The organism is Pseudomonas sp. S2_A02, assembly GCF_054668495.1.
In genome coordinates this window covers 1,095,743-1,110,830 of the sequence record NZ_CP162776.1, presented here as the reverse complement: position 1 = coordinate 1,110,830, position 15,088 = coordinate 1,095,743, and the positions used below count along the sequence as shown (strand labels likewise).

The 15,088-nt window shown below is 54.1% G+C and carries 8 protein-coding genes and 1 pseudogene; 1 reads left to right on the top strand and 8 read right to left on the bottom strand.

What is annotated here, in order from left to right; genetic code table 11:
- Window positions 1–1,078 precede the first annotated feature (1,078 nt).
- From AB4O41_RS04840 to AB4O41_RS04810, 7 genes and pseudogenes are all read right to left on the bottom strand, one after another.
- Window positions 1,079–1,579, bottom strand: coding sequence for a DUF2247 family protein (locus AB4O41_RS04840; RefSeq protein ID WP_460146511.1), 501 nt, complete (start codon window positions 1,577–1,579; stop codon window positions 1,079–1,081).
- Window positions 1,580–2,104: 525 nt separating this feature from the next.
- Window positions 2,105–3,489 (bottom strand): annotated as a pseudogene (locus AB4O41_RS04835) (IS4 family transposase).
- 166 nt (window positions 3,490–3,655) lie between these two features.
- Complete coding sequence (locus tag AB4O41_RS04830; RefSeq protein WP_460146510.1) at window positions 3,656–4,183, bottom strand: CPCC family cysteine-rich protein; 528 nt, start codon at window positions 4,181–4,183, stop codon at window positions 3,656–3,658.
- Window position 4,184: 1 nt separating this feature from the next.
- Window positions 4,185–8,969 carry an RHS repeat-associated core domain-containing protein gene (locus tag AB4O41_RS04825; protein WP_460146509.1) on the bottom strand — a complete coding sequence of 1,595 codons (4,785 nt, stop codon included), beginning with the start codon at window positions 8,967–8,969 and terminating at the stop codon, window positions 4,185–4,187.
- A complete protein-coding gene (locus AB4O41_RS04820) occupies window positions 8,966–9,694 on the bottom strand; it encodes a DUF4123 domain-containing protein (protein ID WP_460148279.1) in 729 nt (242 codons plus the stop codon). Before AB4O41_RS04820 ends, AB4O41_RS04825 begins: the two co-directional genes overlap by 4 nt.
- 4 nt (window positions 9,695–9,698) lie before the next feature.
- Window positions 9,699–11,741: a type VI secretion system Vgr family protein gene (locus tag AB4O41_RS04815; protein WP_460146508.1), complete on the bottom strand. Its 2,043-nt coding sequence runs from the start codon at window positions 11,739–11,741 to the stop codon at window positions 9,699–9,701.
- A gap of 128 nt (window positions 11,742–11,869) precedes the next feature.
- Window positions 11,870–12,388: an Hcp family type VI secretion system effector gene (locus AB4O41_RS04810; protein WP_460146507.1), complete on the bottom strand. Its 519-nt coding sequence runs from the start codon at window positions 12,386–12,388 to the stop codon at window positions 11,870–11,872.
- A 400-nt stretch (window positions 12,389–12,788) separates the two neighbouring features.
- Between AB4O41_RS04810 and AB4O41_RS04805 the strand changes: the two genes are divergently transcribed.
- Window positions 12,789–13,466, top strand: coding sequence for a type 1 glutamine amidotransferase domain-containing protein (locus tag AB4O41_RS04805; protein ID WP_460146506.1), 678 nt, complete (start codon window positions 12,789–12,791; stop codon window positions 13,464–13,466).
- A 160-nt stretch (window positions 13,467–13,626) separates the two neighbouring features.
- Here AB4O41_RS04805 and hglS read toward each other — a convergent pair whose 3' ends face one another.
- A complete protein-coding gene (hglS, locus tag AB4O41_RS04800; protein WP_460146505.1) occupies window positions 13,627–15,018 on the bottom strand; it encodes a 2-oxoadipate dioxygenase/decarboxylase HglS in 1,392 nt (463 codons plus the stop codon).
- Between the last annotated feature and the right edge of the window lie 70 nt (window positions 15,019–15,088).

Genomic DNA, 15,088 nt, shown 5'->3' with positions numbered 1-15,088 from the left:
ATAAAGTTGGTTGTCGCACGTTGGTAGTCTGCGAGCACTATAATAGCTGCCCATTTTATGTAGAGATATTAAGGTGAGCTCTATCTCTGCTAGTGCTTCGAGTGCGGACTCTCCGGATAATATGATTTTTTATTTGTATCTGGTGTTTTTTATTGTGAGGAACAAAAAAACGAATTAATTTTAGCGAGCACGCACGGGATACGCCTGTTCACTTGTTTTCTCGGGTAGTCATTTTTCTAGTTTGTTTAAAACATTGGAAATTGCCTTGTTTAATTCTGTCCAGTTTTTTTATTTTTTTTCACTAAAAGTTTGGTGCTCCCAATCATAGGCTTTAATTAAATAAATTCTAAATGTGCCGTTTTTACAGAGCTCAAGGTGCGAGCCTATGTCAATAAGCTGATTATGGGGGAAGACGGCTTGGAATAGGTCCTCCTTTAAGTCATCGACGATCATTGAAATATCAATAAGCTGATTGAGGTGGGATATGTCATCAAATGTAATTGTTCCAGCTCAATTATTTTTTAGTATCCAATTTTTTTTTTTTTTGGAGGCAAATAAGGGACGAAACCTTTTTTGGCCGATTCGCCTTTCAGTCTAGCGGATAGTCACATGTCCAAGGTGGAGTGAATAGCTCTGGATCGATGTTGTTCTCTTGAAGATAGTTATTTATATCTTCTTTGGTTTCTAGCGCCTGACACTTAATGATAGTGGTGTCGCTGCTTCCAATGCTTTCTCTTGTTTCAATTATGAGCTTTGGTATTGTGAGGTCTATTACTAAGTACTTTGAATTTTTTGCATCTTCCAGGAATTTATAATAAAGCTCTCCTGGATATCTATTTGTAAAATTTAAATGATATATCGCGTATATGGCAATCCATCTGCATAAGGAGTCGTCGTTTGCAGGCAGTTCTTGCGCGATTTCTGTATACGATTTCGCTTCCCGACCCCACCAGACTTTTCTGGGGATTATTTTATGATTGCTCTTTTTTGATCTTCAATTTATTTGGCCAGTAAATTCGAATTTACTTCACCTTTGACAGAGCCAAATGAACGTCCACTTTTTTCTTAGCCAATTTTTTTAAATTGACCTATTTTGTTGTTCAAAAGAAGCTTTGTAAGCCGACAAGGCAATTTTCCAGTTTTCAAATAGTCGCTCTTCGGACCCTTCGACTCCTTCAGGTGGAGACATATATCTAACTAAAGGGGCAATTTCTTCTGGGTAATCGAAGTCTGCGTACAGATCTTCCACTATTTCAAGCGGGTCTTCATAGTTTTCTTGATGCTCAAGTAAAAAAGAGAGCAATAAAAAAATCCAAGGTTTGGTGGTGTCTGTTTCTGGTGAGAGGTCCTTGTCTGCTAGTGATTGGAGTAAGTTGCTTGCCAAATAATTTTCTTGAGGTAGCAATGAGGCGAGTTCAATGGCTTCTTGTTGGGGTTTTTTTGTTAAGACTTCGCAAGCGAATTTCGATACTCCTTTTTCATCTATAAATCCGTGCTCGAATCCATAGAGAAGCTCTTTCCAGTTTAGCCATGGAGTTTTTTTAAATATGTAATGACCATCGAGCAAAAGGCTTTTCATTTTGTATCTACTTAGGCAGTCTTGATGGAGTTTGGTGTGGTGTGCCAGTTATTTTTCCATCAGGGATGAATCTTTAATGAGTTAGCTCTAATTTTGAATTTGCAATCCATTCAAATCGGTCCTCTTTTTATTTGTCCTTTTTATTTCTTTTTATACGGTCGGAGACAAGGGGGGTTATTGCTCGGTTTCCAATAAGTCAAATTTTTAACGTGGCGTTCTACGTCATCCATATCATCTTCACCGAGAGTTGAGTCGACAGGCTCGCATATTATTCGCCGTACCTTTGCTAGGCACTGTGTAACTTTAAAGTCGTCTATGAAATCAGTGGCTCGCCGATAGTCCTCCACTGGTCTATCAATGTAATAAGTTCCCATTTTTCGTAGAGAAACTAAAATAAATTCAATTTCTGCTAGGGCTTCTAAAGCTTTTTCGCCGGGGATCACTATTTTTTTGTTTGAGCTCAACATGTTTATTTTCTACGTGTGAATGTTGTGTAATAGAAAATAAATCTGTCCCGAATGGCACTTACTTAACATGTTTAGCGTGCCCATTCTTCCTGACATCTGCCCTTGCTGACCGACGTGATTTGGTCAGCAAGGGGTAGGCTTGAGGTCTTCGTTTTATGGCTCGCGGCTCGATACGACCAGGTCGGTTTCCAACGCGCCTTTGAGCGATCAGCGTCAATAAGTTTGACAGGCCATCCTCTTCTTCGGGGTTGTCATATTGTCGCAGCGCCAGCCATAGCTGAAGGCTGTGTTTGAAGCTCAGTTCGCGAGGTAAGCAGTCCGCTAATAGAGCCGATTGTGCCATGAGCATTCGGATCAGATTGTGTGCCAACAGATAGACCCATAGCTCCTTGACTGCCATTCCTGGAGTTTTGCAGCTTAACTTTCCAAGTCCCAGCGTAGCTTTGAGATTTCGCAAATCTAACTCGACATGCCATCGCCCCTTGTACAGCGATTTGAGGGCTGTTTTGGGTGTCTGCTTCGGGCAATGCAACGTGGTCACCAAAGTCTTTCCACCAGCCTTCAGCTCTCGCACTGTCAATCTTTGAGGCGCCTGTTCGTAATGCGCCTGACTCATCCAGGGCGGCCTTCTTTCGGGCTTTTTCAACTCGATCAGATGATCTTCCGAACCCAGACTTTGCCCCAGGCGAAAGTCCGTGCTGCGCCGTCGAGCGCCATATTGTTCGAACACACCATCGACACCTCTTCGTTGCAACTCGCACAGCAGGAATAGGTCGCGTAGTAAGCATCGCCCAACAAAATGTCGCCTGTTTTCAAGGTGTCGAGCATTGATCTGAGCAGCGTCTGTTCATCGCCGCCCTTGCCTCGAAAACGCCCAAGGGCGGCATCTAAAACGGCGCCACTGGAGAGGCAAACGATGCCAACCACTCGACACAGCGGAAAACCAAGACCGACTTTCTGACCGCGAGACTGCGGATAGGCACCCTGATTGGCCGCAGTGTCGGGCATGCTGACCGTCGTACCGTCCACAAGGCGTACAGGCCGTCCCATCCAGCGCCACGACGATGGTGCTTTATCACTTATCGACGCACCGGTGTGCCTAACCAACGTGGAAACCATTTCCACAGGCAGGCGCCTTCTGGCTTTACAGTAGGCGCCCGTGCGAATGCTATTTGGCTTCATGCCGCCACAAGACCGTTTGATGGATAAGTCGTTGACGGCGTTCTGGCAGGAACGGTCGGCACTCATCGCTTGGGCCAGAAACATAGACAGCGTTTCAGTCGGCGGAAACAGACGCTCCCGATATTCTGGCAGTGCAGATTCGACGCGCTGTAACAGTTCGGGAGCAGTGAGAAGGTTGAAAAAAGCATAGGCATCACAGTTCGAAGCGTGTCGATGAAAACGTTGCTGTTGATGCTGGAGAATTTGCCGTCTACGATTCATTGGGGTTGTGTCCTTGGCTTGTCGGTGTGTGTTCGCAACTATCACCGTAGACCAAGACCAGCCCCTTCTTCATTTTTTGCTTTTAGCTCAAGTGGTTAGCTGCTAAGTAAGTGCCATTCGGGGCGGATTTATTTTCGTGAGTACGTGTTTTTTGGATGTTTTCTTCTTATTTATTCCATTTGTCCAAAGGTATTGCGCTCATAGTTTTTGCGAATTTTCCTTTTGCTTCTCCGAGAGTCATATGGTTCGGGCCACTGTATGTTTCAGTGTCTGTCACGCCATTGTCTTCCCAGTTGCATAGGCCGCAAATGTCATAATTTGCTATTGAAGGCAGTGTGCGGAACCCGCAGCATGGACAAACTTCTAGTAATTCGATATCTCCATATACCTCGTATTTTCCAAGTCCCATTTTTTGCATTGCGTTAGATAGATATGTATTGGTCACGCCTTTATATTCAGAAGATAGGGCGATGTTTATTAATTCATCATATAAACAATTCTCAATATCGCTCGGCGGATCTTCATTCAGAGTTAATTGGTCTTGTATTTCTTTTGATAAAAAAGAAAATTCAAAATCGCTCTCGTCGATTCCCCACCAATTTAATATGTATGATTCGCGCGCTTCGTTGTTGAGTGTGCTTAAGGTTTTTTTGCTTAATCTGTTTATTGCGTCGTTTCTGTGTAGTCTTTCCATGTTAAAGTCCTTTGGCTAGATCGATGGCTGACTTAAATGCATCTACACTTCTTCCGTCGTCTTTGTAAAATGTTCTGATTTCTCGAGATTTAAGGTGACCGACAAAAACTCGCCCGGAAGCAGGGTCGTGCTTGATAATGAAATTTCCAACATTTGTTTCATTAAAGTCACCTGATTCTTTTGCAAATCCTTTTGCTTGTTTTAGATATTCGGTCTGAGAGATGTCTCCGAACTCTTTTTGATCGATAACATGTTTTTGATAGTGAGGTTGTAGTTTTCCTTGAGAAAAACCTTTCCAGTTAACTGACGCTGCTGTCGGTGTTGTAACCTCTCCCTCATCGACTTTTGATTTCTCTTCCGGGCGCTCTTGAGTTTTCTGTGACTTACCTCCTTCAGACCCTGGGCACCCATTCAACCCCAACGGATCCACCCACCCCGTAGGGTTAGGCACGTACTGGTAGTTATTCAACCCACCCGCAAGCTTGATCGGATCCGGCGTCAAAAACCGTCCAGTCCCCGGATTGTAGTAGCGATGCCGGTTGTAATGTAACCCTGTCTCGGCATCGAAATACTGGCCCTGAAAGCGCAGCGGGTTGTCGATTTCGGCGATGTCGAGTGCGGCGAGATTACCGTAGGCGCGGTATTTCGCCGACCACATGATCTCGCCGCTGTAGTCGGTGAGTTCCTGCGGGGTGCCGAGGTGGTCGAGTTGGTAGTAGAACGGCGCGGCCTTCAGCGGGCCTTCGCCGTCGAGCATCGCCAGTGGGCGGAAGCTGCCGGGTTCGTAGATGTAACTACGATAGCGGTTGTCGGCGCTCTCGGCGATGAGGCGTTCGCCTTGCCACAGGAATTCGGTGGTGCGGCCATCGACGGTTTTGGCGGTGCGACGGCCGAAGGCGTCGTATTTGTAGCTCGCGATGCTGCCACCCGGCAGGCTTACGCCGATCAAACGATGCTGGCAGTCGTAACGATACTCGGTGACGAGTTTCTGGCCGGTACCGCGACGTTCGCGGGTCAGATTGCCAAAGGCGTCGTAGTCGTAATGGCGATCGCCCTGCATCAGTAGGCGGTTGCCCTTAACGTTGGCGAGGTTCGCGGTCGGCTCGTTGTTCTGGCCGAGGAGGTTGCCCGCCGGGTCGTGGGCGAAACTTTCAGGCGTAGCACCGCGTACGCTGATCAGGCGATCGAGCGGGTCGTAGTGGTAGCTGCGGTTGCCTTTGCGGCTGTCGTCGATGCCGGCGAGGTTGCCGTTGGCGTCGTAGGTGTAGCGGCGCTGGAATAGATTCTTTTCGCGCTGGCTGACGCTGTGTGCCTGCAACCGACCCTGTTCGTCGTACTGATATTGGCTGAGCAATAGGCCTTGTTGACGCTGCTGTTCGCGACCGGCGTTGAACTGGTGAGTGGTCAGGCGCGAGCCGTTGAGGTCGATGCTGCTCAACCGGCCACCGGGCTGATGGCGGTAGTCGAGCTTGCTGCCGTCCGGCAGGCGGCAGTGCTTCAGTTGGCCGACATTGTCGTACTCGTAACGCAGGGTGCCCCAACCCTGGTGTTCGGTGATGAGGCGGTCTTGCAGGTCATATTCATACGCCAGCGGCCAGTTGCCGTCGTCAACGTTAACGAGGCGGCCGAGGGCGTCGTAGCTGTAGTGAATTTCTTCGCCGTCGGCCAAGGTTTTCACCAGCAGGCGGCCAGCGGCGTCGCGCTGGTACTCGGTCAACAGTTCGCTGCCATCGTCGCCGAATTCGGTTTTCTTCAGCAACCGACCGTTGAGGTCGTATTCGTAGGCGGTGCGGCGACCGTCGAACCCGGTTTCCTGCTGGATCAGGCCGTTCGGGTAGTAGTCGAGGTGGTAGTGCTCGCCGCGTTCATTTTCAATCTCGGTGAGCAGCAGGCGCGAGTTGTCGTAGCGGTAACGCAGCTGGCTGCCGTCGGGGTTGATGCGGCGGCTCACGAGGTGCAGGTTGTCGGCGTATTCGTAGCGGGTGATGCGCCCGAGTTCATCCCGTTCGGCGGTGACGCGACCATACGGGTTATAGGTGAAGGCGCGGGTGGCGCCGCCGGGAAGGGTGATTTGTGTCAGGCGATCAACGGCGTCCCATTGGTAATGGGTGATGGCGCCGGTTTCATCCTGACGTGTGATTTGCCGACCTAGCGCGTCGTAACGGTACTTGCGTTGGCCCCCGTCGGGCAGGCGTTCTTCCAGCAGTTGGCCGAGATTGTTCCAGCCCAGTTGGTGACGGCTGCCGTCGGGATGACGGATTTCCAGCAGGCGGCCTTGACGGTCGTAGCTGTAGTGGGTTTCGGCGCCCTGAGGATCGGTTTGTTGGGTGATATCGCCTTGACGGTTGCGCTCGTACTTCCAGCGCGCTTTACCTCGCTGGACATCAATGAGTTGACCGTTGAAGTAGTTGTAACGGGTCGGTTCGTCTTCTGGCGGGATCACGGCCATCAAGCGCCCGGCATCGCTGTACTGATACTCGGTGATGGCGCCCATCGGGTCTTTTACTGCGACCAGACGACCCTGATCGTCATAGGCTTTCTGCGTTTCCCCACCATCGGGAGCGGTCTCGCTGATCAGACGCGCATTCTTATCATGCACGTAGACATGCTCGCTGCCGTCGGAGTTGTAAGCAGTCACTGAACCTTTGTCATCCCACTCGTAATGCGCTTCCAGTTGCGAGTAGTTAGCCCAGTGACGGACGCAACGGGAAAGCTTGCCTTCACGCTCCCACTCCCAGAAAAAACTGGCGCCACCGGCCAGTTGCCGTTCCAGAATGACGTGCTGATCGTTGTAGCGGTAATACTCAGTTTCACCTGCTGCATTGGTCGAGGATACGAGCTGATTACGCGTGTTGTAGTGGTAGGAAACCAAGGTCTGAATGGTTAGCCATGGATCCTGGCGTTCACCGCGCTCGTTGTACTCGGAGCGTTGTTGTTGATGATCCACCGCGGCGATATGACGATCGTCGTAGCGCAGCAGCAAGGCGCGGCCTGCGCCGTTGTCGATGCGTTGAATGCGGTCGACAAAGTCATAGCTGATATGCACCCGATTGTCATAGGCATCGCTGATGGTGATCAGTCGCCCGGCACGGAAGTGATAGAAGCGTGCTTTGGTCCCCGCCTGGGTAAGGATCAATTCACCGGGAGCATCGCCCAAATAAATCGCCGCCTGCGCCAGGCTGTTGGTGATGGCCGGGCGTTGTTCGGTTGGTATCGGGAAGCGGATCTGGCGGTTTTCGTTGTCCGTCCACAGCACACCTTCATCGTCCAGTAGCAAACGATGAGACAGGGAATGGCTCCAACCATGGCCAAGACGGCTGTCGATTTCGACCGCACTGCTTCGGTAAAGGCGCGTCCATTCCAGCGGCAACAAACCACCCAGCTCGCCATCGGAGAGGGTTAGCAATTCCTCGCCGGTCACCATCGAAATCGGGTCGTCTTTCAGGCAGGTTTTGTTGGCACACTCGGTGGGTTGGTCAGCCGGGTTTTTCGATTGATTTGGCGCGTTGTCGACCGCCTCTTTTTGCTCGACACGTGTGGCGCTTTCAGTCTTGCCCCGCGCTTGGATCTGCGCATCCGTTTCCACTTTTCCACCGGCGACAGGTGGCTTTTTCTTCGGCGCTGTTGCTGTTTCGGCGGGTTTGGGCGGGGCGATCTCAACATTGGCTTTACGCGCCGGGTTGAATGCCGAATTGCCATTAAGCAGTAAAGGCCGAGCAGCCTCGGTATGCGGTGCGGCGCTTGTTTTGCTGACTTTCATCAGCATGCCGGTAAAGTCTTCAATCAATTTCACAACTTTGCCGCTGTTTTGCGTGGCTTTAACTACCTTCGTGCCAATGCGCACGGCCAGGCCGAGACCACCGGTCAGGACGATACCGACCAGGATGTTCAGCAGGAACTCTGTGGTCAGCTGAGCCAGCACTTCCGTGCATGTCTGCGGTGGCAGCATCTTCACCCAGGCCATGATGGCGGCAACGTAGATCCACATTAGTGGTTCATCGCTGGCGATCAACAGGGCGGTGTGAATGGCCTCAGCGGAGGCGTCATAAATTTTCTTGATTTGCTCTTCGGTGAAGAAGTTTTTCAGCTTCTCGTAGTTCTCACGAGGATGCGCAACCAGGTTGTAGAGGCTTTTGATATCGCCCCACAAACCCATGATCGCTTTCAGAAAACCTTTCCAGGCAGCCTCCAGCTCTTGCAAGACACGGCCGGACATGGACGCGCTGTTATGCGCCTGCCAGAGCGGCAAAAAGTCAGTACTCCACTGAGTCTGCAACCAGCCGCTCAGATCACCGATCACGCCCTGATAGGAATTGAACAAGGTGTCGATTTGCACGGGTGTGGGGTTCGGGAAAAACGTGATTTTGTATTGCTGGTTAGGCGTAAGACCGTCTACTTCTAGAATCCCGCTGGGGCCGATGGTCTTGGTGATGGCTTGGCCTGCTTCATTTTTGCCGTACAGCTTGCCGTCAGTCACGGGCACCAAGCGAACCGGCGTATTACCAATCGGGACAAAGCGCGCAGACTCGAAGCTGTGAATCAGTTTGAGCTTGCCATTGGCTGGACAGTTTGCGTAAAGGTCGACTTTTTCTTTTCTGTCTTTGTCCTGAGTACCGACTTCGTCACCGACCTGAAATTGTTGTTCCGCATCCAGCGCACCGCCATACCAGGCTTCGGCATGGGCACGGTAGTCGACAATACACTTCTTGAAATCACTGATGATGACCTGAGCGTCTGGTTGTTTTGCTGACAGGTTTCCAACGATCGAACCCATCAAAATGCTCATACAGCCCCCTCATTTTCCAGATGAGCCTTCAACAGCCCGGTGAAATTTTCTTCCGTGAGCGGCGTGCGCTTTACGAAGCGCGCCACTTTTTCTCGCAGGTTGGATTCAGGGAACGAGAAATACAGCTCGGCGTGGTCGTCCTGCAACCACTGCATCATGTTGCCTATTACGGTCGACGGATTTTGCTTGGTCAGGCCATCCAGTAACGCCTTCGGCACCTCCCACCACGGCCAGTCCTTCGCCGGTGTCACCACCCTCGGCCCAACTTCCAGGCTCTTTCCATTGATCAGATACCGATCAAACACCGGCAGCACCTCACCGGCGGCATCGCCGAGTCCTTCCAGAATCGGGTAGATATGCCGCCCATCCCAGAACCGGAAAAACACTTCAGTCCCATCCGGCATCTTCACTTGAGTCAGGCTGCGAAGGTGTTCAAACACCTCGTTCGGCTCGGAGCGGGATACGGCCAGCCACCCCCAATCAAGGGCGTCGGTTTCGGTAATCCATGGCAGGAAGCTTGAGTTGGGTTTCAACTCTGTGAGGTAGGGCATCACCGGTTGCCAAGCCGCGTAGGGTGTACCGCCCCAGATCGGCATCGCCTGGTTTGTTGGTTCGTTTTGGTAAAGCGTCTTGAGCGCTTCGGCATTGCTGGCCGCGCTGACGATCAAGTACAAGCGCTCGCCCGTCTGCAATGGCCGTTCAGCCAACCATGCTTGAGGAGTCAACAGATCAGATCGCACAAGCACCTGCCTTGCATTTTTCGCACTCTTCACAGAACGACGCGTTGCGTTTCAGCGTATTGATCTGCGCCGGCGTCAATACCGCACCAGCCTTGTCCGCATCAGCCTGTTTCAGCGCGCCGGGCATCAATGGCGCCGCCGCCGTCCCGTTCCCCGGACTGCCTCCGGAGTTGATGTTGATCACCGGTCCGCTCAGCGTTACGCCGCTGGCGTCGATCTTGATGAAGCTGCCGCCGCCCTTGAGGGTGAGTTCGCTGCCGGCCTCGAGCACGACTTTCATGCCGCTGCTCAGGTGGATTTCCTGGCCGGCTTCGATGAACTGGCCGGTGCCGACCTTGATGTGTTGGTTCACGCCTACGGTCAGGTGGTCGTTGGTGCGGGTTTCGACTTTGCGGTCTTTGTGGACGGTGTGGTGTTCTTCGGCCTTGAATTCGCTGTAACTGTTTTGTTCGACGGTGTCGTGGCGTTCGTTGCCGACGCGGATTTTCTGGTCGTGTTCGACGTTTTCGTCCCAGTCGCGCTGGGCGTGCAGGAAGATCTGTTCCTGGCCCTTTTTGTCTTCGATGCGCAGTTCGTTGCAACCGCCGCCACCCGGAGAGCTCATGGTTTTGAATGTGCTGCGGGTTTTGTTCGCCGGCAGGGCGTACGGGACGACGTTTTCCTTGTGGTACAGACAGCCGCTGATCAGCGGTTGGTCGGGGTCGCCTTCGAGGAAGTTGACCAGCACTTCCATACCGATCCGTGGGATGGCGATGCCGCCGTAATGGGCGCCGGCCCAGGCGGAGGAGACGCGCAGCCAGCAGCTGGTTTTGTCGTCGGCCTGACCTTCGCGGTCCCAATGGAATTGCACTTTGACGCGGCCGTATTGGTCGCAGTGGATCTCTTCACCCTTGGGGCCGGTGACCACGGCACTCTGGCTACCGAGGATCCGTGGTTTGGGGTGGTTCAGCGGCGGGCGGTTGGGCACGTCCCAAGGGGTGGCCTGGAAGCGGTTGCGGTAGCCCTGATGGAAATCGTCCTTGAGCTGGGTGGTGTCGCTGGTGACCGACTCTTCCAGCACTTGCGGCTGTTTGCCTTCGTGAAGGATTTCGGTCAGCAGCCACAGGTCGTTCCATTTGGCTTTGGGGTGTTGGGTCAGGGCCAGGAAGTGGCCGCTGACCAGCAACGGCTGATCACTTTTGCCTTCGGCGAGCTGGAAGTCGCTGCGGTGACGCTCGAGAGCGCGCTTGGCCAGGTACTTGCCGCGTTCGCGGTCGATGAAGCGGCCGGGGTAGTCGTAGTCTTCGAGGTCGGGCAGAGCGTCGCCACGGTTTTCGCTTTCCAGCGTCAGGCGTGGTTTTTCGAAGTCGTAGTGGCGGCGGGTGGTGCGGCTGGTGCGGGTTTCCAGGCGCAGGTCGAAGCGTTTGATCACCGGCTCGTTGGCGACCATGCCGGAGTCTTGCTGATAGGCCACCGGCGCGAGTTTCGGGAACACCGTCTGGTCATCGCCGAATACCAGCTTGTGGGCAGTGGCGCTGTGCTGGAAGTGATAGTGGATACCTTCTTCCTCGCACAGGCGCTGGATGAACTGCAGGTCGGATTCATCGTATTGAACGCAGTAAATGCGCTCGGGATAAATCGCCCCGACTTTGAATTCGTAGGCGTTGCTCTGGATGCCATGCTCTTCGAGGACCATGCCAACGATTTTCGGCACGGTGAGGTTCTGGAAGATGCGTTGGTTGATGCGGTGCGCCAGGTAGGACAGCTGCGGACGCAGGGTCACGGCGTAGCGGGTCAGGCGTTTGCCTGAATCGCCCTGGGCGACGCGATAGATTTGGCCATGGATGCCGCTGCCGTCAGGCGAGAGCTGCAAAAAGGCCGGCTTGTGCAGCAGGGTCTCGAGGTCCAGAGACGGCTGTTCACTGACCAGCTCCACCTCAAACACAAAAGGCTGGCTGATGGCTTCCCGACCTTGCAGGGAAAGGATCTGGAGATCGTTTTCCAGACCTTCGATAGTCAGGGTAAAGTGAGTCTTATTGGCCGGCGCGAACATCCGTTGTTCCTCGTGCAGTGCAGCGGCGTTCGCGGCACCCGGGGGCGCTTGCGGACGCTAGAATTCTTGGAGGGCGCAAACAACATCGACCAGCAGAGCCGGCCGATGCTTGAAACGGTCGGCCAGACTTAGCCAGCGACCGGGGACCGCCAGTCATCGGAACCCGAAGTACCGGATACTTCGTGGGTCCAGGTGATTTTGCGGTAGGTGAATTGCACTTCTTCCAGGTGAGTGAAGTGCGAGTTCGACGGATCCTGGCAGTTGTGCATTTTGTTGTTGATGGCGACGATGATCGCGTCTTCCAGTTTGGTGGTGTAGTAGTGCTCTTGGGTGCCTTGAGCCGAGGTGCGGTACCACTGGATAACGATTTCGCTCATGCGCTCGCCGGAGGTCAATGCCGCTTGCAGCAGTGGCGAAGACTTGTCGTAGACCTTGGTGATCACGACTGGCTTGTGTACACGCTGACCGGTGGGTTGGCCGGACTGTGGGTCGCGCGGGATGATCACGTCGTGGCTGAAAGCCTGAACCATGACCTGGTCTTCGTGGCCTTCCTGGTAGGTGTTGCCCACGGAATCGGCGGTGAACGCGCCGGCAGTGATCAGGCCTTGTTTCTCGCCAGTAACGGACATGTACGCTGGTGTAGCCATGGATGTGCTCCTTGCTAAAAGTTAGGGTGCCCGGGAGGCGGTATCGCCCGGTGGGTGCCTGACTGTTATCAAGGTCCGTGCCAGCAATGAATAACGCTATATAAATCAGGTGGTTGGTGCGATTTATCCAGCGTTGAAAGGGTTTTCGGCAAGGATCAGCTGAAAAGGTGCGCAAGAAGTTGCGCACCACTGCGCAACTTCTTGCGCACTCGGCTGGAGGGCTTGGTAAACCTGGCGTCCAGCGTCGCTGGGGGACTTTTTCCCGAGACAGTTGCGCAACTTCTTGCGCATCAAGGCCATGAGCCTTCACCCCGAAAATGGGCGCAACGAACAGCGCTGTCCGGAGGTCAAACCCAGCGCCGAGATCGCTGAATAACCCTGAAATCGACTGGAGAACGACATGAAAATCCTGATGGTTTTAACGTCCCACGATCAATTGGGTAACACCGGTAAGAAAACCGGCTTCTGGCTCGAAGAATTCGCCGCACCGTATTACACCTTCAAGGATGCTGGCGCGCAGCTGACCCTGGTTTCACCCAAGGGCGGCCAACCACCGTTGGACCCTAAAAGCGATGAGTCAGACGCGCAAACCGCCGCCACCGATCGCTTCCACAAGGATTCCGCTGCCCAGTCCGCATTGGCCTCTACCGGAGTGCTGAGCACCGTGAGGGCCGAGGACTACGACGCTGTTTTCTATCCCGGCGGGCATGGCCCACTGTGGGATCTGGCTGAAGACACCTTTTCAATTGCGCTGATCGAAGCGTTTTACAAGGCGGGTAAACCGGTGGCGGCGGTCTGTCACGCGCCGGGGGTGTTGCGTCACGTCAAGGATGCGGACGGCCAGCCATTGGTCAAAGGCAAGCGCGTGACAGGCTTCACCAACTCCGAAGAAGCCGCTGTGCAGCTGACGGATGTGGTGCCGTTTCTGGTGGAGGACATGCTCAAGGCCAACGGTGGTCTTTTCTCCAAGGCCGATGACTGGGCAAGTTACGTGATTGCGGATGGTCTGTTGCTGACCGGTCAGAACCCGGCCTCGTCGGAAGCGACCGCCAAGGCTTTGTTGGCGAAGCTGGGTTAACCCCAGATAGCCTGCGGGTCAAAAATTTTTATGTGGCGAGCGAGCTTGCTCGCGTTGGGCTGCGCAGCGGCCCCAAAACTCTGCATACAAGCGGAGATTTTGTGAGTGCTACGCACTCAAGCGGGAGCAAGCTCCCTCGCCACAAAGTACATTTGACTGGTCAAGTCAGACTCGGTAATCCCAATGTCGTGCAGCACTCATCAATCGACCGCCGCTGCGTCTCGGCATACAACCCCAACTCATCAATCGTCGACCTTCCCAAGGCTTTTTCGAACGCTTGCTGGTTCGAATTCACGCCATAGTGGATTTGCGCCGCATCCCCCAGGTTCGACTGAAAAATCCCCGCCGCACTGACTGGCAGAAAGTCTTCGTACACCAGCGGTTCAACCCGCACATAGCCGCCTTTGAGCAAATCTTCCAGCGACGCGCCTTTCAGTTCCTCCGCCGCCAGGCCTTTTTCCGTTACGAAGTAGCGAAAGTACGCCAAATCCTGTTGGCGCATGTCCTCGACGGTGTCAGGGAATTCGCCGAAGTGCTGCGTCATTAGTGCGTTGTAGCGTGCGGCATTGGCTTCGTTGGGGAAGTCCTTGAGTTCATCCCGGGCCGCGTTAAGCAAGCGGTCGTAAAGCGCCCGGCCCTTGGGGGTGAGCGCCGCGCCACGTTGCTCGATTTCACCGAAGCGGGCGCTATGGCTGCCACGGGGCTGGGCTTGATCGGTGAAGGTGATGGGCTCGTCCAGCGCCTTGAAACTGGTTTGACGCAGCAGGATCGGGCATTGGCGGCGGGGCGGGCCTTCGATCACCGCTTTGGGGGTGATGCCATGGGCGGGCATTTGCGCCTGCACAATATCGATGTCCAGAGTGCGTGGCGTCAGGTGATTGATGTGCGGGCCTTTGAACGCCACTACGTCGGCGATCAATCGATGCTGGGCGCTCAGTTGCTGGTATTGCGCGGCGGTGACGGTGGCGCTGTGGTGCCAGCGGAAGGTTTCCAGGGCCTGTGCGACGAAATCCTGCGCTTCATATTCGGTCAGGCCACCCTGAGTTTCAGCACGTTCGATGAGGACCAATGCCGCCGGGGTGAAGATCGAGCGCGTGTCCAGCACCGACTGGGCAAAGGCCCGCAGTTCGGCGTCTTCGATCAGCTCCAGGCGCAGCAGCGAGGTGAACACCCGGAACGGGCTGACCTGCAACGCCGCCTCATGCACGGCACGGAACGCGGTGGAATGCACCGGCACGCCGGCCGGGGTCAGGTCGTAATAGCCCACCGGCTGCATGCCCATCACCGCAAACAGGCGGGCGAGGGTCGCCAGTTCCGCGGCGGTGCCGACGCGGATCGCACCGTGGCGTTCCAGATCCAGGCGCTGGATTTCGCCGGTGCTGTTCAACTGTCGGGCGATTTGCGGATCGCTGTCCAGCACGTGGCGGTTGGTCTGTTCCACCAGTTCCATCAGCGCGCCGTACAGCGGCACTTCTTCGCGGTACATGTCGGACATCGCTTTGGAGAAGCGTTGGCGGATCAGGTCAGGGCTGACGAAGTTCGGATGGCTCATGAAAAGTTTCCTGGCGCAGTGACGTAACGGATGCCGGAAAAGATCGCAGCCTTCGGCGGCGCCGACAAAC